This window comes from Variovorax sp. 10N432 (genome assembly GCF_056394465.1).
Genome location: NZ_JBFTHX010000017.1, coordinates 20,728 through 40,164, shown reverse-complemented (window position 1 = coordinate 40,164; position 19,437 = coordinate 20,728). Strand labels below are relative to the sequence as shown.

Sequence of the window (19,437 nt, the reverse complement as noted above, 5' to 3'; positions counted from 1 at the left end):
GCCGGCGCTCAGCGCCCCGAGCAGACGCTGGTCACGACCTTGCAGGGCTCGGTCGGCAGCAGGCCCTCGCATTGCGCGATCGCGGCCTTGCCCGCGGCGCTCGTCGTGGCGGCGCTGGCCGCGCCCCATTCGCCGAAGTTGCCGGTCGCCAGCGCGCCGCAGGAGCGGTCGAACGAGACGCGCACATCGCAGCTGCCCGCGCGGCCCGCCATGCGATCGCACTGGGCGCGCGCCGCGCGTTCGGCGGCGTCGCGGGACGCGTGGTTGAAGGCGTAGCCGTACGCCCCCGGCCTGGACGCGATCGCGCCCCAGCTGGCTGGCGGGCCGGCGTCCGCGGGCGTGGCGGCGACGGCCGCCGACAGGCAGCCATGCAGCAGCGCGAGCGCGACGATCAGGCGCACGGTGCGGGCCGGCCGGCGACGGCGTACACCTCGACCGGCTGCGCCTTGCCGCGCAGCGCGACCGCGCCCAGCAGGTCGACCGGAATGCGCCCGCCCAGGGCGGCGCAGGTCGCCGGATCGATGAGGATCGTGCGTTGCGCCAGCTTGGTGTGCTCCTCGAGCCGGGCGGCGAGGTTCACCGTGTCGCCGATGCAGGTGTAGGTGGCGCGCTTCTGCGTGCCGGTGTAGCCCGCCACCAGCTCGCCGGTGGCAATGCCGACGCCGATGCGGATCGCGGGCTTGTCGACCGCGAGGCGCCGGGTGTTGAGGAGTTCGACCCGCTCGACCATCTCGAGGGCCGCGCGCACCGCGGCCACGCCATGGTCGGTCATGGGCAGCGGGGCGCCGAAGATCGCCATCAGGCCGTCGCCGATCATCTGGTTGACGACGCCGCCATGGTCGTTGATGGCGTCGAACATCAGCGCGTAGTAGGCGTTCAGCAGCTCGATCGTCTCCTCGGGGGGCTGCGACTCGACCAGCGCGGTGAAGCCGCGGATGTCGGAGAACATCACCGAGCCCCGCACATGCCGCCCGCCGAGCGCGAAGCCGGATTGTTCGAGATCTTGTGCCACTTCGGAGGTGGCGAAGCGCCGCACCAGTTCCTTCTGCTGGTCGCGCAGCCGCTTCTTCTCGAGGCTGGCGCCGATGCGGGCCTTGAGCAGCACCGCGTTCACCGGCTTGGGCAGGTAGTCCTCGGCGCCGAGCTCGATGCAGCGCACGATGTTGTCGAGCCCCTCCAGCGACGAGGTCACGATCACCGGCAGGTCGCGCAGCTTGGGATCGGCGGTGAGCTGCTCCAGCACCTGGAAGCCGTCCATCTCGGGCATCTCGATATCGAGCAGCAGCAGGTCGAAGGGCTCGCGCCGCAGCATGTCGAGCGCGATCCGGCCGTTCTCGGCGCAGCTGACGCTGTGGCCCTGAAGTTCGAGGCCCCGGGTGAGCAGGAGGCGGTTGACCTTGTTGTCGTCGGCGACCAGCAGGCGGGCCAGGGGAGGGTCGGGTTCAGCCACGGCAGAGCGCCTCCAGCGCCCGGGCCACCCGGGCGTACTCGGCCTCGAGCGGACCGAGCGCATTCGGCTGGAGGGCGGCGGCGTCGAGTCCGCCGAGCTCGAGTTCGCGCGCCAGCGCGGCGAGCGCCAGCGCGCCGAAGGTGAGGCTGTTCGACTTCAGGGAATGTGCCGCCCGGCGGAAGGCGTCGGCCTGGCCCGCCGCGAGCGACTCCCGCAGCTCCGACAGCATCGCCGGCGCCTCCTCGAGAAAGGTCTGCACCAGTTCCTTGACGAAGTCGGCCCCCGCGCTTTCCTGCAGCTCGGCGAAGGTGGCAGCGTCGATCGTCGCATCGCTCATGTCGTTCGGTCCTTTCGTGGCGGCACGCTGTTCAGTGCCTCGACCAGCCGATCGACGCGGATCGGCTTGGCCAGGTAGTCGTCCATGCCCGCGGCCATGCACATTTCGCGGTCACCCTGCATGGCGTTGGCCGTCATCGCGACGATCCGGGGTCGTTGCGCGCCCGGCAGCAGTTCGCAGATCTGCCGGGTCGCATCCAGGCCGTCGAGTTCGGGCATCTGTACATCCATCAGCACCACATCGTAAGCCTGGCGCTGCACCGACTCGACGGCCTCGATGCCGTTGGCGGCCAGGTCGGCCCGGTAGCCCATCTGCTGCAGCAGGCGCAGTGCGAGTTTCTGGTTCACCGCGTTGTCCTCGGCCAGCAGGATGCGCAGCGGATGGCGCGCCGCCATCGTCGGGTCGATCTGCGGCTTGAGGGCGCCGTCGCCGGTGGGCCGGGCGGCCGATTCGGGCGCCAGCAGGCCGATCAGGGCGTCGAACAGGTGCGACTGCCGGATCGGCTTGCCGAGGTAGGCGTCGAACAGGGATTCGGCCTCGCCCGCATCGCGCCGGCCGAGGGAGCTGAACAGCACCAGCGGCAGGGTCGGGCGGGTCGCCCGCACGCGTCGCGCCAGCGCGATCCCGTCCATGCCGGGCATGTGCATGTCGAGCACCGCCAGGTCGAAGGGCTCGCCTTGCTCGATCCAGTGCAGGGCCTCGAGGGGCGATTCGGTGGCGCGCGCGGCCATGCCCCATTTGTCGACCTGCGCCGCCAGCACGCGGCGGTTGGTCGCGTTGTCGTCCACCACCAGCACGCGCCGGCCCTGCAGTTCGGGCTGCACGCCGAGGAAGTCGCGGTGCCGGCTGGGCGGCAGCGGCGCCACCGGCACCTCGATGCTGAAATGAAAGGTCGAGCCCGTGCCCAGTCCGCCGCTCTCGGCCCACATGCGGCCGCCCATCATCTCCGCCAGCCGCTTGCTGATCGCCAGGCCGAGGCCGGTGCCGCCGTACTTGCGGGTGGTGCTGGAGTCGGCCTGCGAGAACGACTGGAACAGCCGTCCCATGCCCTGCGCCGACAGGCCGATGCCGGTGTCGCGCACTGCGAAAGTCAGCGCGACCCGCCCGCCCGGCCTCGTGTCGGCGCCGACCGTCAGCACCACCTCGCCGGTCTCGGTGAACTTCACCGCGTTGCTCAGCAGGTTCAGCAGGATCTGCCGCAGCCGCGGCAGGTCGCCGCTCACCGCGGCGGGCACCTCGCCTTCGAAGACATAGGCCGTGTCGAGGTCCTTCTCGGCCGCCCGGGTGCTGACCAGGTCGAGCGCCGACTCCACGCACTCGCGCAGGTCGAAGGGGTGGGCCTCGATGTCCATCCGGCCGGCCTCAATCTTCGAGTAGTCGAGGATGTCGTTGATGATGGTCAGGAGCGCGTCGCCCGAATCGCGGATCGTCGAGACGTAGTCCTGCTGCTCGGCATCGAGCGTGGTGTCGAGCAGCAGGCCGCTCATGCCGATGACCGCATTCATGGGGGTGCGGATCTCGTGGCTCATGGTCGCCAGGAAGGCGCTCTTGGCCTCGTTGGCGGCCTCGGCGGCGGCACGCGCTTCCTTGGTCTCGGCGAACATGCGCGCGTTCTGGATCGCGATCACGGCCTGGTCCGCGAAGGTCTTCAGCAGCTTGATCTCCTTCAGGTCGAACGGGCCCGGGGGCTGCCGCGTGACGTGGATCGAGCCGATGTTGTGCCCTTCCCAGATCAGCGGGGCGATCATGATCGCGTAGGTGCCGACCTTTTCGGCCAGCTCGCGCATGAAGCGAGGCAGGTGCGGCTCCGCCAGCACGTCCGGAATATGAAGCACCGCGAGCGCCTCCTGCGACACCGCGACCGGGATCGGGTCGATCGGCCGCGGATAGTACTTCTCGAGGGCTTCGCGGGCCGAGCCGCGGTGGGCCCCCAGGTGCACCAGCCCGTCGCTGCCGATCAGCGAGATGCCCATCTGCGAGCCGGAGAACAGGCGCTGGCAGCTGTCGAGGATCTTGTCGAACACCGGCTGCGCGTTCTCCATCGAACTGCTGATGACCTGCAGCACCTCCGACATGGCGGTCTGCCGCTCCAGGGTCGTCTGCATCTCGTCGAACAGGCGCGCGTTCTCGAGCGCCAGGCCCATGCTCGCCGCCACGGTCTCGAGCAGCCGGATGTCGTGGCTCCCGAAGGCATGTTCGCGCTCGTGGTCCTGCATGCCGAGGATGCCCAGTACCCGGTCGCTGCCGATGATCGGCACCGCCACGATCGAATGCGCCCAGTCGGTCCCCGGGGCCGGCACGAATCCGGCGCGGGTCTGTTCCTCGCGCGTGTTGGCCACGACGGGCTGGCGGGTGCGCAGGATCCGCTCGGCCGGACCGTCCGGCTTCAGCGGCCGCGCCGGCGGCAGGGGCAGCGGCCGGTTGTGCTCGTAGCGATACAGCGCCTGCATCAGTTCGGTCTTGTCGTCCCACCACAGGATGTTGATGTCGCCGGAGTCGAACACCTTGCGGAGCTTGTCGCCCACCATGCTGATGATGGCCTGGAACTCCAGCCTGGCGGCCATGCCCTGCTGGATGCTGTTGATCAGCGCGAGTTCGCCGGCGCGCTGTGCGAGCTCAGCCGTGCGCTCGGCCAACTGGACCCGCAGCGCTTCGTCGCCGGCCGCCGGCGCCGGGCCGAGCCGCTCCCAGAGGAAGCGGTAGGCCAGCGCCTTCAGGGTCGCCGCCTGCGCGTTGGTGGCGGCGCCGCCGTGGCCGCCCTCGATGTTCTCGTAGTAGCTCACGTCCTTGCCGGCCTCGATCATCGCCGCCGCCATCTTGCGTGCATGGGCCGGGTGCACGCGGTCGTCGCGGGTCGAGGTGGTGAACAGCACCGGGGGGTAGTCCCGCGCCGGATCGAACAGGTGGTAGGGCGAGAAGGTGCGGATGAACTCCCATTGCACCGGGTCGTCGGGGTCGCCGTATTCCGCCATCCAGGAGGCGCCGGCCAGCAAGCGCGTGTAGCGCCGCATATCGAGCAGCGGGACCTCGATCACCACGGCGCCGAACAGCGCCGGGTAGCGGGTCAGCATCATGCCGGCGAGCAGCCCGCCGTTGGAGCCGCCCTGGGCGCCGAGATGCCGGGGGGAGGTGACCCCGCGCGCCACCAGGTCCTTGGCCACCGAGGAGAAATCCTCGTAGGCGCGATGGCGGTTCTGCCGCAGCGCGGCCTGGTGCCAGCGCGGCCCGTATTCGCCGCCGCCGCGGATGTTCGCCACCACGTAGACGCCGCCCAGGTCCAGCCACGCGCGCCCGAGGGCGCCCGAATAGCCCGGGGTCAGCGAGATCTCGAAGCCGCCGTAGCCGTAGAGCAGCGTCGGCGCCGTGCCGTCGAACATCAGGTCGGCCCGGCGCACCATGAAATAGGGAACGCGGGTGCCGTCGTCGGAATTGGCGAAGCGCTGCTCCACCACCAGGCCCGTGGCGTCGAAGAAGGCCGGCATGGACTTGAGCAGTTCGGGCGGCTGCCCCACCGTGGCCAGCGAGAGGGTCGAGGGCGTGAGGTAGTCGGTCGCGCTCAGCCAGATCTGGTCGCTGGCGTCGCGGTCGACCGCCCAGGCGTGCACGCTGCCGATGGGCGGGGCGCCGATGAATTCGCTGCGGGTCCACGGCCCGCTGCCGCTGGCCGGCGGCGTCAGCACGTGCAGGCGGTTCTTCACGTCGTCGAGCACGTTGACCACGAGGTGGCTGCGGGTCCAGGTCGCGGCCGCCAGCGAGCGCGTCGGGCCGGGCTCGAAGAGGACCTCGAAATCGCGCTCGCCGCGCATGAAGGGCTCGAGCCGGGTCGCCAGCAGGGCGCCGGCGGGGTGGCTGCGGCCGCCGACCTCCCAGGGGTCGCGCAATTCGACCAGCAGCCATTCGCGCTGGATGCTCGGCTGGGCCGACAGCGGCACGTCGACCTTCAGCAACCGGTCGCCCTCGGCCAGCAGGAACAGCTCCGCGCTGTAGAAGGCCAGCGACCGGGACACGAAGTCGCGCTCGAAGCCGGGTGTGTGGGACCGCCAGGCCGAGATGTACATGTCGTCGGCCAGGCCTTCGTACACCGCGGGGGCGGTCTCCAGCGGCGTACCGCGGGCCCAGCGCCGGGCGACCCGGGGATAGCCCGAGGCGGTCGACGCCGACTCGCCGAGGGTGGTGAAGGCATAGACCGTGTCGTCGTCGATCCAGGCCAGGCCGCCCTTGGATTCGGGCCGGAAGAAGCCGCCTTCCGTGGGCGTCACGAAGGCCTTGGCGACCAGGTCGAACTCGCGCGTGACGTCGGCATCGGCGCCGCCGCGCGACAGGCTCAGGAGCGCCTTGCGGTACGCGGGGCGCAGCACGGACGCACCGTGCCAGACCCATTGCACGCCCTCGGCGGCGGCGAGGGCGTCGAGGTCGAGCACGGTTTCCCAGGCCGGGTCGGCGCCCCGGTACTCGGCCATCGTGGTGCGCCGCCACAGGCCGAGCGGGTGGTCGGCGTCCTTCCAGAAGTTGTAGTAGAGCTCGCCGATCTTGGCGACCTCGGCGATCCTGGCGTCGGAGTCGAGCACGGCCTGTATCGAGGACCGGGTGCGGGCGAATGCCGGCGTCGCGGCCAGGGTGCCCAGGGTCCGGGCATTCTGCTCGCGGACCCAGCCCAGGGCGTCGGCGCCCTCGACCTCTTCGAGCCAGAGACGCGGGTCGGCGGGGGTCATGGATTCGGGCATGGCCGAAGTATCTCCGCGCCGACGGCAGGACGTCCACCGGACCGGGCGACCGGCCTCGCGATGGACTGCGCGGCGACGGCTACCAGCGCCAGCGCTCGAACTCCAGGTCGTCGCCGACGTTGTAGTGGTCGACCAGACCCGTGGGATCGACGTAGATGTAGAGGAACCGCCGGTTGTTGATGTGGAGGTAGCGCCACGACCAGACCGTGCCGTCGAAGGAGGTCACGCGCGTCTGCTGGTAGGGCGGTCCGTAGGTGAAGAGCACGTCGGGAATGCGCCATTGGCCGGGCCGGATCGTGTTGCCGAACAGGCCCTCGTCGAGTTCCTGGCGCACCGACTGGACGCGGCCCGCCGCGTCCAAGTCGACATTGCTGACCTGGAAGCCGGCCGGGCCGCGCGAATACTGCAGCCGCTCGCCGCCGGTGAAGCGGTAGGTGGCGGTCGGCGGGCCCAGTTGCTGGAGCACCGCGTCCCGGGGCGTGCCCAGCTGGACCCGCGACGGGTCGCTGGCGCAGCCGGCCAGCAGGCCGCCGAGCAGCGCCGCCACGGCGGCGGCCTTCAATGGAAATCGGGCGAGAGATCGCATGGTGTTTCGAGTGTCGGCGAGGCCGGGCGTTCCGGCTGTGGGACGAGCCGCCGCCCGGCTGTCCGCGAGCCGCCCGGCGCCGCTCAATCCGCCTCGATCTTCGCCGCCTTGACGACCTCCGTCCAGCGCGCGGTCTCGGATTTCACCAGCGCGTCCATCTGCTGCGGATTCAGGTAGTCGGCCGTCGCACCCTGTTCCTGGGCCTTCTGCCTGAAGGCGGGCGTGGACACGATCCGGGCGATCTCCGCCGTCAGCTTGTCGATGATCGGCTTGGGTGTCCTGGCCGGGGCGAAGACGGCGAACCACGAGGTGGCGTCGAGATTCGGCAGGCCGGCTTCGGCGGTCGTCGGCACGTCGGGCAGGCTGGGCAGACGGGTCTTGCCGGTGGTCGCCAGCACCCGCAGCTTGCCCGACTGGATGTGCGGCACGAAGGGCGGTGCGGTGCCGAAGGTGATGTCGACCTGGCCGCCCAGCAGGTCCTGCAGCGCCGGGCCGGTGCCCTTGTACGGGATGTGGGTCAGCTGGATGCCGGCCTGCTGCTCGAGCATCGCGCCGGTCGCATGCTGCAGCGAGCCGTTGCCCGACGAGGCGTAGTTGATCTTCCCCGGATGCGCCTTGGCGTAGGCCACCAGCTCGGCCATGGTCTTGAAGGGGAGGTCGGCGCGCACCACCACGATCTGCGGCGCCGACAGCACGTTGGCCACCGGCGTGAAGTCCCTCGCCTCCCATTGCGGCGCCTGCTTGCTGACCAGCGGCGTGATCACGTGGTAGCCCGAGTACTGCATCAGCAGCGTGTAGCCGTCGGGCTCGGCGCGCTTCACCGCGCCCGCGGCGATGACGCCGTTGGCGCCGCCCTTGTTGTCGACCACCACGGTCTGGCCGAGCGCGGCGCCCAGCGGGACGCCGAGCATGCGCGCCGCGATGTCGGTGGTGCCCCCGGCCGCCGTCGGCACGAGCAGCATCACCGGCCGGCTCGGGTAGCCGGCGGGCGCCTGCGCGTGGAGGGCCGGGGCGATGCCCAAGGCGGCGATGCCGAGCGCGGCCAGCCCGAGGGCGCGGCGCGAGAGGGTGTGAGCGGGTTTCATGGAAGTCTCCTGTCGTCGTTCTAAGAAAAAATGGGTGTTCAGGCGTCGCGCGCCAGCGCCCGGTCGCGCCAAAGCGCGAAATCCGGCGGCGGTGCGTGCAGGTCGAGCCGGCGGCCGGCCTTGGCGATCTGGCTCGGGATCTCGTGGCCGATCAGGCCCGGCAGCCTGGCGGCGGCCTGCAGCAACAGCGCCAGGTCGCAGCCGGTGTCGAAGTCCATCAGTTCGAGGGCATGCACGATTTCCTCGGTGCACACGTTGCCGCTCGCGCCCGGCGCGTAGGGGCAGCCGCCGAGGCCGCCGAGCGAGGCGTCGAAGCGGTCGGCGCCGGCGTCCAGCGAGGCCAGCACGTTCGCCAGGCCCATGCCGCGCGTGTTGTGGAAGTGCAGCGTCAGTTCGGCGGCCGGCAGGCGCTGGCGGAACAGCCCGACGATGCGCGACACCTGGCTCGGGAACGCCATGCCGGTGGTGTCGCACAGCGTGATGCCGCGGGCGCCGGCGGCCATGAAGCGCCCGGCCCATTCGAGCACCACGGCCGGGTCGATGTCGCCCTCCATCGGGCAGCCGAACACGCACGAGAGCGAGACGTTGACCGGCACCCCGGCCTGCCGCGCCAGCCCGATCACTCCCGAGAGCGCAGTGAACGACTGGGCCCGCGTCATCCGCAGGTTGGCCAGGTTGTGGGTCTCGCTGCACGACATCACGAGGTTGAGTTCGTCGGCGCGCGCCTCGATCGCCCGCTCGGCGCCGCGCAGGTTCGGCACCAGGCAGGTGTAGACCACGCCGGGTGCGCGGGCGATCTCGCGCAGCACGATCTCGGCGTCGCGCAGCGCCGGGATGGCCTGCGGCGAGACGAAGGCGGTGGCCTCGATCTTGGCGAGGCCGGCGGCCGACAGCGCATCGATCAGGGCGATCTTGTCGGCGGTGGGCACGAAGGCCGATTCCATCTGCAGGCCGTCGCGCGGGCCGACTTCCTGCATGTGGACGCGGCGGCGTGCGCCCGTCCAGGGGCTGGTCGAAGCGCTCATGCAATGGCTCCTTTAGCGCGCAGCAGGGCGATCTGTTCGGCCGTCAGGCCGGCTTCGCGCAGCACGGCGTCGGTGTCGTCGCCGAGCCGCGGCGCCGACGAGCGCACGCTGCCGGGCGTGCCCGACAGCTTGGGCACGATGCCGGGCACGTCGACCTCATGGCCGTCGCGCGTGACCTGGCGCAGGATCATGTCGCGCGCCCGGTAGTGCGGGTCTTCGTGGATGTCCTTGGCGGTGTAGACCCGGCCCGCCGGGACCCTGGCCGCGCCGAGCAGCCGAAGCACCTCGTCGATAGTGCGCGACAGGGTCCAGGCGCCGATCGCGACGTCGAGCTCGTCGACCCGCGCCACCCGGCCGGCGTTGCCTTGCAGGTCGGGCGCGGACGCCAGGTCGGGGCGGCCCACGACTTCCATGAGGCGGCGGAAGATGCTGTCGCCGTTGCCGGCGACCAGCACGTAGCCGTCGGCGCAGCGGTAGGCGTTGGACGGCGCGATGCCGGGCAGCGCGCTGCCGGCCGCCTCGCGCACCGCACCGAAGGCGCTGTACTCGGGCAGCAGGCTTTCCATCACGTTGAAGACCGCCTCGTGCAGCGCCACGTCGATGACCTGGCCCGGGCCGCCGTGCGCCTTGCGGTGGTAGAGCGCCAACAGCACGCCGATGGTGCCGTGCAGCGCCGCCAGCGTGTCGCCGATCGAGACGCCCACCCGCACCGGCACCCGCCCGGGCTCGCCGGTGAGATGGCGCAGCCCGCCCATCGCCTCGCCGATGGCGCCGAAGCCGGGCAGGTCGCGGTAGGGCCCGGTCTGGCCGTAGCCCGAGATGCGCAGCATCACGAGCCCGGGGTTGATCCGGCGCAGGTCGTCCCAGCCCAGGCCCCAGCCCTCGAGCGTGCCGGGCCGGAAGTTCTCGATCAGCACGTCGGCCTCGGCGATCAGGCGGCGCGCGATCTCCTGGCCTTCGGCGGCGCGCAGGTCGATCGCCACCGAGCGCTTGTTGCGCGACTGCACCTGCCACCAGACCGAGGTGCCGTCCTGCAGCAGGCGCCAGTTGCGCAGCGGGTCGCCGCTGCCCGGCGCCTCGATCTTCACGACCTCGGCACCGAATTCGCCGAGCGTCTTGCCGCAGAAGGGACCGGCGATCAGCTGGCCCATCTCGACCACCTTGAGGCCGGCGAGGGCGGTGTTGGAATCAGGGTTCATGGCGCGGATCATGGCCGGCCGCGGGAGGGCCGCAAAGCGGTCATTGGCGAGGCTGCCATCGCGGATCGCGATGGTGCTCAAATAGCCCTCCATGAAACTGGATCCTGTCTCGTTGCGCCTCTTCGTCGCGGTCATGGAAGAGGGCACCATCGCGGCGGCCGCGCTGCGCGAGCACCTGGCGCCGGCGGCCGTGAGCAAGCGCATCAGCGAGCTCGAGGCAGCGCTCGACACGGTGCTGTTCCAGCGCAGCAACAAGGGGGCGCAAGCCACCGCGGCCGCGCATGCGCTGCTGGGGCTCGCGCGCGGCGTGCTCTATGGCCTGGACGACATCGCCGAGCAGATGGCCGGCTACGCCAGCGGGCTGCGCGGCCACGTGCGGGTGTTCGCCAACATCTCGGCCATCACGCAGTTCCTGCCCGACGACCTGCGCAGCTTCATGGCGGCGGCCCCGCTGGTGCAGGTGCACCTGCAGGAACGCATCAGCTCGGCCATCGCCCGCGCCGTGGCCGACAGCACGGCCGACATCGGCATCCTAACGCGGGCGCCTACGGCGAGCCGCTGGCCATGCTGCCGTACCGCGAGGACGAACTGGTGCTGATCGTGCCGCGCGGGCATCCGCTGGCGCGGCGCAAGAAGGCGAGCTTCCGCGAGGCACTGGCGCATGAATTCGTCGGCGCCCATCCGGGCAGCGCGGTCAACAATCAGCTGCACCGGGCGGCGGCGGAGATCGGCCTGCCGCTGCGGCTGCGCATCCAGGTCAGCGGCTACGACGCGATGTCGTTGATGGTGGCCGCCGGCATGGGCATCGGCATCCTGCCGCGGCTGAGCGCGCGGCTCTATCTCGCGTCGCTCGACATCCGCGCCGTCGCGCTCGACGAGCCCTGGGTGCGGCGTCAGCTGGTGGTGTGCGTGCGCTCGCTGGAGGCGCTGTCGCCGGCGGCGCGCAGCCTGGTGGAGCATCTCTGCGCGGGGGCTTCGCCGGGCCTTGCGTGAGGGGCGCCAGGCCGATGCGATCTACCGCAGTTTCGCCGCGTCGAAGATCCGTCGCTTGGCGTTGAGGATATGGACCCGTGTGGCCTCGGCGGCGTCGGCCGGGGACCGCTTCTCGATGGCGTCGAGGATCTGCCGATGCTCCGTCTGGACCCGCCGGATGCGCTCGAGAGTCATCTTCGATCGCACGCTCCGGGCCAGTTCCATGAATTGCCGGATGGGCGCGACACTCGTTTCGACAGCGGCCACGAAGAACTGGTTGTGCGAGGCCCTCGCGATCGCCATATGGAAGCGGACGTCGTCTTCGATGCCTCTGTTTCCGCCCTCCATGGCCAGGGTCTGCGCTTCCAGGCAGGCCGTGATCGATGCCAGGTCGTCGGCGGTGCGGAACTCCGCAGCAGCGGCCGCCGCTCCCGATTCGACGACCGTGCGGTAGGCGTAGTAGCGCTCGATGTCCGAATAGTTCCTGATGGGCGGCATGCTCGATGCCGGTGTGCCGGGGGCGCGCACGACGTGGCTGCCGGAGCCGCGCCGGGATTCGATGATGCCGTCCGATCGCAGCCTCGACAGCGCCTCCCGCACTGTCGGCCGCGAGACCCCGAAGCGGGTGGCCAGTTCGCTTTCCGTCGGCAGCTTCTTCGAGTCGGCGTAGTCCCCGCGCAGGATGGCTTCGACCATCCGGGCGTAGATCTGGTCGGGCAATGTGCCGCCATGGACGTCTAGCAAGTGTTCCGCCATTGAACCGGTGATCGAAAGTCTTTGTCAGACAACTATAGCGGATGTTCGGATGCACCCCAGGAGAGATGGCCCGTTCCCCTAGCAGTAACCCGCATGACAACTGGAAAGTTGTCTTACAAAATCTCCGACAGCCAAGCCCATCCATCAGGAGATTCCGAATGCGCCCAGTTTTCCTTTCGCGGCATCGCCATTCCCTCGTTGCGGCCGTTCTCGGGGCGGCGTGCTGTGCCGGCATCGGCCTGGCCCAGGCGCAGGAACTGCCGAAGTCGCCGGTGGTGATCAACGTGATCGACGCCGCAGGCAACCTGGCGCTGACGCAGGGGGCTTTCGAGGCCTACCAGGCGCAGAACCCCAAGCTGGTGTCCAAGTTCACCTTCACCAAGGCCCCCGCGCCCGAGATCCCGGCCAAGATCAAGGCGATGCAGAACGCGGGCCGCAGCGACATCGACATGGTCATCGTCGGCACCGATGCGCTCGCCGCCGGCCTCGAGATGAACCTGTGGGTCAAGCTGTTCCCCGACTACGCGGCCAAGTTCCCCAAGCTGCAGGAGAACTACCTTCCCAACGCCTACAAGATGCACGCGCTTGCGAAGGACCACGGCCTGGCCATCGTCTTCATGCCCGCCGGACCGCTGGTCGAGTTCAACCCCGACAAGGTCAAGACGCCACCGACGACGCCCCAGGAACTGCTGGCCTGGTGCAAGGCCAACCCCAACAAGCTGATCTATGCGCGGCCCGCCAACTCCGGGCCGGGACGCACCTTCATGATGGGGCTGCCCTATCTGCTGGGCGACAAGAATCCTGCCGATCCGATCAACGGCTGGGACAAGACCTGGGCCTACCTGAAGGAGCTCGACGCCTGCATCGAGTACTACCCGACCGGAACCGCCGCCGTGATGAAGGAACTGGGCGAAGGCTCGCGCGACATGACGCTGACCGTGACGGGCTGGGACATCAACCCCCGGGCGCTGGGCATCGTGCCGAAGAACTTCCAGGTGCTGCCGTTCAAGGGCATGACGTGGGTCAACGACGCACACTACATCGTGATTCCCAAGGGCGTCCCGGCGGAGAAGCAGGCGGTGGCGCTCGACCTGATGGCCTTCCTGCTCAAGCCGCAGCAGCAGGCAATGACCTATGACAAGGGCTACTTCTATCCGGGCCCCGCGGTCAAGGACGTGCCGCTGTCGCTGGCACCCAAGGACAGCCAGGACGTGATCAAGGAGTTCGGTCGGCCCGAATACGACCAGTGGCTGGCCCAGTTCCCCCATGCCGTGCCGCTGGAGCCCAAGGCCATGGTCGATGCCTTCCGCCGCTGGGACCAGGACATCGGCAGCCGCAAGACCAAGTGATGCGCGGCGCGCACTGCGCGCCCGACCGACGCCGCCAGTGCCCGCGTGGGCATTGGCCGGCGGACTCTTTTTCCAGCATGGCGTCTGCATGACTTCAAATTTTTCCGAGTTGCGCCTCGAGGGCGTCACCCGCCGCTTTGCCGCGGGCAAGGGCGTGCAGAGCTTCACCGCGCTCGATGCCTTGACCATGACGGTCCGGCGCGGCGAGTTCATCGCGCTGCTCGGCCCCTCGGGCTGCGGCAAGTCGACCGCGCTCAATTGCCTGGCCGGCCTGCTGCCATTGACGGATGGAAGCATCTGGCTCGACGACACGCGCATCGACGTGCTGCCGCCCGAAAAACGCGGCTTCGGCATGGTGTTCCAGAACTACGCGCTCTTTCCGCACATGAGCGTGGCGCGCAACGTCGGCTTCGGGCTGGCGATGCGCGGTGTGCCCGCCGCCGAGTCGGCGCAGCGCGTGCAGCGGGCGCTGGATCTGGTGCAGCTCAACGCCCAGGCGCACAAGCTGCCCGGCCAGTTGTCCGGCGGTCAGCAGCAGCGGGTCGCGATCGCCCGGGCGATCGTCATCGAGCCGCCCCTGGTGCTGATGGACGAGCCCTTGTCGAATCTCGACGCCAAGCTGCGGCTGGAGATGCGCGCCGAGATCCGGCGCATCCACCGCGAGCTGGGGCGCTCGACGATCTACGTCACCCACGACCAGGACGAGGCGCTGTCGCTGGCCGATCGCGTGGTCGTCATGAAGGACGGCGTGGCGCAGCAGATCGCCGAACCGCAGCGCATCTACGCGCAGCCGGCCAATCTGGACGTGGCCCGCTTCATGGGCTATCGCAACCTGGTGGCGCTGGACGTGCGCTCGGCCGGCAGCGCGTCGGTGCAGCTCGCCGGCAGCGGCCTGGCGCTCACCGCGCGGGCGATGCAGCCGCTGACCGGCGGCAAGGCGATGCTCGCCATCCGGCCCGAGGAGTTCGACGTCGTCTCCGCACCGGTGGACAACAGCTTCGCCGCCCAGGTGCGCAATGTCGAATACTGCGGCCACGACAACATCGTCGACGTCGAGCTGGCCGGCGGCCTGATGCTGATCGTGCGCACGACGGCGCGGCTGCGGGTCGGCGATCCGGTCACGCTGGCCATTGCGCCGGACAAGGCGCTGGCCTATCCGGTCGATGCCGCCGCGGGCCTGGCGCCATGACCAGCGCCGGCCCGTCCTCGTTCGACCGGTCGCTGCTGCTGCTGGTGCCGGCGACGCTGTTCATGGTGGTGCTGTTCGTCTACCCCTTCCTCTACGGCCTGCAGTTGTCGTTCCGTCCGATGGAAGGCCACTGGCTGGCGAACTACACGCAGTTCTTCACCACCGACAACCTGCGCGACACGGTCTGGACCACGCTCAAGCTGGCCATTCCCGCCACCGTGATCAATGTCGGCCTGGCGCTGCCGATCGCCTACCAGATGCGCCGCAGCAGCCGCTTCCAGAAGCTGGTCACCACGCTGCTGGTGATTCCGTTGACGCTGGGCACCGTCCTGATCGCCGAGGGCATGCTCGGCTATTTCGGCCCCAAGGGCTGGCTGGCGCAGTCACTCCAGTGGCTGCACCTCTACGAAGGCCCGATCCGGCTGACCCACAACTACTGGGGCGTGCTGATCTCGCTCATCATTTCGGGTTTCCCGTTCGCGTTCCTGCTCACGCTGTCCTACATCACCGGCATCGACCCCAACCTGCCACGCGCCGCCGCGACCTTGGGCGCATCGCCGTGGAACCAGTTCCGGCACATCTATCTGCCGCTGCTGGTGCCGGGACTGGCGATGGCCTTCGCGCTGTCGTTCGTGCAGGCCTTCTCGGTGTTTCCGTCGGCGGTCCTGCTCGGATCGCCGGCCGGCGCCACGCGCGTGATCTCGATCGCGGCCTACGAGGCCGCCTTCGAGCGCTACGACTATTCCATGGCCTCGGCCGTCGCCATGCTGATGGGCGTGGTGCAGCTGTTGGTCGTGGCCGCGGTCCTGGGCGCGCGCCGGATGTTCTATCGGGGCCCGGTCTCCGGCGGGAAGGGTTGACCATGGATGCGCATCGCCTGCTGATGAAACTCTGGAAGTCGCTGGTCGCCCTGGTGATGGGCTTCTTCATCCTCAATGTCGCCTTCATGGTGGCCGCGGTCGGCACCAGCTCGGTGGCCCGCCGCTGGCTCGGCACCTGGCTGCCCGATGGCTACACCTTCGGCTGGTACCAGACCGCCTGGAAGGAGTTCCAGCTCGACAGCGTGCTGTGGGTGACGATCGAGGTGGTCGCGGCCGTGGTGTTCCTGTCGATCCTGATCGGCGTGCCGGCGGCCTACGCGCTGGCGCGGCGCGACTTCCGCGGCAAGAACCTGCTGATGGGGCTGTTCCTGCTGCCGCTGATGATCCCGCCGATCACCTACGGCATTCCGCTGGCGACCGTGATGTACCAGGCCCACATCGCCGGCACCATCTTCGGCGTGATCCTGGCAAACATGATTCCGGCCGTGCCGTTCATGATCCTGGTGATGACGCCGTTCATCGAGCAGATCGACGCCAACCTCGAAGCCGCCGCCCGCGTGTTCGGCGCCAACACCTTCAAGCTGTTCTGGCACGTGCTGCTGCCGCTGCTGGCCCCGGGCATCCTGGCGGCTTCGCTGCTGGTGCTGGTGCGCACCATCGGCATGTTCGAGCTGACCTTCCTGACGGCCGGCCCGGATTCGCAGACGCTGGTGGTGGCCCTGTACTACGCGGTCTTCGCCGCGGGCGTGCGGGCGCCGCAGTCGGTCGATGCGATGGCGATGGTCTACATGGCGGTCACGCTGGCCTGGCTGCTGATCGCGCTGCAGTTCGTCAACCCGACGCAGCTGGTCAGCCGCGTCAAGGAACATCCCAAGACGGCCTGAGGTCGAGCCCCATGAAGATCACGCAAGTCGACACGGTCCACGCGGCCGCCTATCCCAACATCCTGTGGGTGCAGATCCACACCGACACCGGCCTGGTGGGCCTGGGGGAAACCTTTCGTGGCGCCCAGGCCGTGCAGGCGCAGATCCACGAGCTGGCTGCCCCCTACCTGCTGGGCAAGGACCCGCTCGCCATCGAAGCCCACAGCCAGCACCTGCTGTACGGCTATGTCGGCTTTGCCAGCAGCGGCGCCGAGACGCGCGCCGCTTCGGCGGTCGACATCGCGCTGTGGGATCTGTTTGGCCAGGCCACCCGACAGCCGCTCTACCAGCTGCTCGGCGGCGCCGTGCGCGAAAGCGTCCCGGTCTACAACACCTGCGCGGGCTACACCTACAACAAGGCCGCGCAGCGCCGCTCGGTGACGCAGGCCAGCGCCGAGGTCGCGCCGGAAGGCCCCTACGAGGACCAGGTGGCATTCGTCAAGCGCCCGGCGGCGCTGGCCGAAAGCCTGCTGTCCGAGGGCTACAAGGCGATGAAGATCTGGCCCTTCGATCCTTTCGCCCAGGCCAGCGGCGGACAGTCGATCTCGGCCCGCGACCTGGACACGGCGCTCGCGCCGTTTCGCGAGATCCGGCGCGCGGTCGGCGACGAGATGGACATCATGGTGGAACTGCATTCGATGTGGAACCTGCCGATGGCCGTTCGCATCGCGCAGGCGCTCGAGGAGTTCAAGCCCTACTGGATCGAGGACCCGGTCCAGATGTCCAACCTGGACACGATCGCCGAATTCCGTTCGCGGACCCGGCTTCCGGTCTGCGGCAGCGAGACGCTGGCCACCATCCAGCCATTCGTCCAGCTGCTGAAGAACAACGCCGTGGACTATGTGATGCTGGACCTGGGCTGGGTCGGGGGGCTCTCCGAAGCCAGGAAGATCGCGGCCCTGGCGAGGGCCTTTCACAAGCCGGTCGCGCCGCATGACTGCACCGGCCCGGTGGTGCTCGCGGCATCTCTCCATCTGGCGATGAGCACCACCAACGTGGTGCTGCAGGAAGTGGTGCGCGCCTACCTGGGCGGCTGGTACCGCGACCTCGTGACGCAGTTGCCCGATGTCCGCGCCGGCCAGGCCACGGTGCCGCCCGGCGCAGGCCTGGGCCTGGCGCTGGCGCCGGCGCTGCTGCAGCGGCCCGATGTCAGCATCCGCAGTTCGAAGCTGTGAGCGTCCGCGATGCATCTGAGCGTGACACCCGAGACCACGCTGCGCAGCGGATCGCTGGCGGCGACGCTGGCGCCGGCGGCCGGCGGACGCATCACCCGCCTCAGCTCAGGCACGGCCGGGGGCGAAACGATCGATTGGCTGGTGCCGCTCGCCGACGCCGTGCGCGGCGCCGGTTTCGAATCCACGCAGTGGCCCAAGGCCGGCTGCTACCCCCTGGTGCCGTTCTCGAACCGCATCCGGGACGGCCGCCTGGCCGGCCCGCAGGGCAGGGCGCAGTTGCCGCTCCATCCGGGGGAGCGGCACGCCTTGCACGGCGTCGGCCAGCAGCGGCCCTGGCGCCTCGAGCAGCACGCGGCGGACCGCGCCACCATGAGCTACGTCCATGCGCCGGGGGATCACGGCTGGCCGTGGGCGTTCCGGGCCGAGCAGGCGGTGGCGCTCGACGTCGCGGGCATCTCGCTGGAACTGCGGATCAGCAACGAGGGGCGGGAGCCGATGCCGAGCGGTTGCGGCTTCCATCCCTATTTTCCGGCCCGCTTCGCACACGGCCTGCAGTTCGATGCGCGCAGCGTCTGGCCGGCAGACGCCGAGTTCCTCGCCAGCGCACCGGTGCCGACCGCGCTGGCGGACGACTACGCGTCGGTGCGCGCCTTGCCCGATGTCGAATGCACGCGCTACTACGGCGAATGGAACGGACAGGCGCGGATGGCGGCGGCCGATGGTCCCGCGATCGAGCTGCTGGCCAGCGCCGCGCTGCAGCACCTGGTGCTGCATCGGCCGGGGCCGGGCGCCTACTTCTGCCTGGAACCGGTCTCGCATGTGGCGGACGCCGCCAACCTGGCCGCGGCGCGCGCCGACACCGGCTGGCGGCTGCTCGCGCCCGGCGAGGCGATGGAATGCCGCCTGCGCCTGACCGTCTCCACTCCACGAGATCCACGACATGACTGAATCGACAGCTTCCCTCCGGACCGCGCTGGACGGCATTTCCGGCATCCTGGTGACGCCCTTCGACGATGCGGACCGCATCGCGCCGGACCGCCTGGCGCCTGTGGTCGACCGCGCCATCGCGGCCGGCGTCCATGTGCTGGTCGCCAACGGCAACACCAGCGAGTTCTTCGGCCTGACCATGGCGGAAGCCGAGCGCATGGTGCATGCCGCGGCAGAACATGTGGCTGGCCGCGTGCCCTTGCTGGGTGGGGTGGGGCGCAGCGTCCATGACGCCTGCGCCCTGGCGCGCGCCTCGCGCCAGGCCGGTGCCGCGGCCCTGATGGTGCATCAGCTGACGGATCCCTTCGTCGCGCCCAGCGGGGTGGTCACCTACGTGCGCCGGATTGCCGATGCGGCGGACGGCCTGCCGGTGGTGCTCTATCTGCGTGACGACGCGATCGGCCTGCCGGTGATCGAAGCCCTGTGCCGCATTCCGCAGGTGATCGGGGTGAAATGGGCGTCGCCCACGCCCCTGCGCCTGGTCCAGGCCATGGCCCAGGTGGCCGATCGCGGCCTGGCCTGGGTGTGCGGCCTGGCCGAGCCCTGGGCGCCGCCGATGTATGCGGTGGGCGCCCGCGGCTTCACCTCCGGGCTGATCAATCTGCGGCCCGAGCTGTCCGTGCGCATCCACGCCGCGCTGGCGAAGGGGGACTACACGCTGGCGACGGAATTGATCGGCGGCATCGCGACCTTCGAGGAACTGCGCACGCACGAGCGCAACGGCGCGAACGTGAGCGTGGTCAAGGCGGCGCTGCGATACGCCGGGCTGGACTGCGGCGCGGCCCGGCCGCCCAGCACCTGGCCGCTGCCGGAAGCCGACCGGGTGCGGCTCGAGCGGCTGGTCGATGGCTGGAAATGA

General features: G+C 69.8%; 16 protein-coding genes and 1 pseudogene. 8 read left to right on the top strand and 9 right to left on the bottom strand.

All coding sequences use genetic code 11. From position 1 onward, the window contains the following. Nucleotides 1-8: 8 nt before the first annotated feature. The 8 genes from AC1DF3_RS20135 to AC1DF3_RS20100 form a co-directional block, all read right to left on the bottom strand. Complete coding sequence (locus AC1DF3_RS20135; protein WP_286535959.1) at nt 9-401, bottom strand: DUF4189 domain-containing protein; 393 nt, start codon at nt 399-401, stop codon at nt 9-11. After that, complete coding sequence (locus tag AC1DF3_RS20130; RefSeq protein WP_286535958.1) at nt 392-1,450, bottom strand: adenylate/guanylate cyclase domain-containing protein; 1,059 nt, start codon at nt 1,448-1,450, stop codon at nt 392-394. Before AC1DF3_RS20130 ends, AC1DF3_RS20135 begins: the two co-directional genes overlap by 10 nt. Continuing rightward, nucleotides 1,443-1,787: an Hpt domain-containing protein gene (locus AC1DF3_RS20125; protein ID WP_286535956.1), complete on the bottom strand. Its 345-nt coding sequence runs from the start codon at nt 1,785-1,787 to the stop codon at nt 1,443-1,445. Before AC1DF3_RS20125 ends, AC1DF3_RS20130 begins: the two co-directional genes overlap by 8 nt. Continuing rightward, complete coding sequence (locus tag AC1DF3_RS20120) at nt 1,784-6,511, bottom strand: response regulator (RefSeq protein ID WP_478140630.1); 4,728 nt, start codon at nt 6,509-6,511, stop codon at nt 1,784-1,786. The genes AC1DF3_RS20125 and AC1DF3_RS20120 overlap by 4 nt, the downstream gene beginning before the upstream one ends. 79 nt (nt 6,512-6,590) lie before the next feature. Beyond that, nucleotides 6,591-7,097 (bottom strand): hypothetical protein, encoded by a 507-nt coding sequence (locus tag AC1DF3_RS20115; protein WP_478140629.1) that lies wholly within the window; start codon nt 7,095-7,097, stop codon nt 6,591-6,593. Nucleotides 7,098-7,180: 83 nt separating this feature from the next. After that, a complete protein-coding gene (locus AC1DF3_RS20110; protein WP_478140628.1) occupies nt 7,181-8,182 on the bottom strand; it encodes a Bug family tripartite tricarboxylate transporter substrate binding protein in 1,002 nt (333 codons plus the stop codon). 38 nt (nt 8,183-8,220) lie between these two features. Continuing rightward, nucleotides 8,221-9,207, bottom strand: coding sequence for a hydroxymethylglutaryl-CoA lyase (locus tag AC1DF3_RS20105; protein ID WP_286535950.1), 987 nt, complete (start codon nt 9,205-9,207; stop codon nt 8,221-8,223). Continuing rightward, on the bottom strand, nt 9,204-10,418 hold the full coding sequence (locus tag AC1DF3_RS20100) for a CaiB/BaiF CoA transferase family protein (protein ID WP_478140714.1): 1,215 nt from the start codon (nt 10,416-10,418) through the stop codon (nt 9,204-9,206). Before AC1DF3_RS20100 ends, AC1DF3_RS20105 begins: the two co-directional genes overlap by 4 nt. Before the next feature lie 79 nt (nt 10,419-10,497). Between AC1DF3_RS20100 and AC1DF3_RS20095 the strand changes: the two are divergent. Continuing rightward, nucleotides 10,498-11,399 (top strand): annotated as a pseudogene (locus AC1DF3_RS20095) (LysR family transcriptional regulator). A 21-nt stretch (nt 11,400-11,420) separates the two neighbouring features. Here AC1DF3_RS20095 and AC1DF3_RS20090 read toward each other — a convergent pair. Beyond that, nucleotides 11,421-12,098 (bottom strand): FadR/GntR family transcriptional regulator, encoded by a 678-nt coding sequence (locus tag AC1DF3_RS20090; protein WP_478140627.1) that lies wholly within the window; start codon nt 12,096-12,098, stop codon nt 11,421-11,423. A 194-nt stretch (nt 12,099-12,292) separates the two neighbouring features. On the opposite strand from AC1DF3_RS20090, the gene AC1DF3_RS20085 reads away from it, so the two are divergent. The 7 genes from AC1DF3_RS20085 to AC1DF3_RS20055 all read left to right on the top strand — a co-directional run bounded on the left by AC1DF3_RS20085 (nt 12,293) and on the right by AC1DF3_RS20055 (nt 19,437). Continuing rightward, nucleotides 12,293-13,483, top strand: a complete 1,191-nt coding sequence (locus tag AC1DF3_RS20085) for an ABC transporter substrate-binding protein (RefSeq protein ID WP_478140626.1) — start codon at nt 12,293-12,295, stop codon at nt 13,481-13,483. Nucleotides 13,484-13,571: 88 nt separating this feature from the next. After that, entirely contained in the window at nt 13,572-14,672 is a 1,101-nt protein-coding gene (locus tag AC1DF3_RS20080) for an ABC transporter ATP-binding protein (RefSeq protein ID WP_478140625.1), read from the top strand. Next, a complete protein-coding gene (locus AC1DF3_RS20075; protein WP_478140624.1) occupies nt 14,669-15,532 on the top strand; it encodes an ABC transporter permease in 864 nt (287 codons plus the stop codon). Before AC1DF3_RS20080 ends, AC1DF3_RS20075 begins: the two co-directional genes overlap by 4 nt. A gap of 2 nt (nt 15,533-15,534) precedes the next feature. Further along, nucleotides 15,535-16,377 carry an ABC transporter permease gene (locus tag AC1DF3_RS20070; RefSeq protein WP_286535944.1) on the top strand — a complete coding sequence of 281 codons (843 nt, stop codon included), beginning with the start codon at nt 15,535-15,537 and terminating at the stop codon, nt 16,375-16,377. Nucleotides 16,378-16,388: 11 nt separating this feature from the next. Further along, complete coding sequence (locus tag AC1DF3_RS20065) at nt 16,389-17,591, top strand: mandelate racemase/muconate lactonizing enzyme family protein (protein ID WP_478140623.1); 1,203 nt, start codon at nt 16,389-16,391, stop codon at nt 17,589-17,591. A gap of 21 nt (nt 17,592-17,612) precedes the next feature. Next, nucleotides 17,613-18,539, top strand: a complete 927-nt coding sequence (locus AC1DF3_RS20060) for an aldose 1-epimerase (RefSeq protein WP_478140622.1) — start codon at nt 17,613-17,615, stop codon at nt 18,537-18,539. Beyond that, complete coding sequence (locus tag AC1DF3_RS20055) at nt 18,532-19,437, top strand: dihydrodipicolinate synthase family protein (protein WP_286535940.1); 906 nt, start codon at nt 18,532-18,534, stop codon at nt 19,435-19,437. The genes AC1DF3_RS20060 and AC1DF3_RS20055 overlap by 8 nt, the downstream gene beginning before the upstream one ends.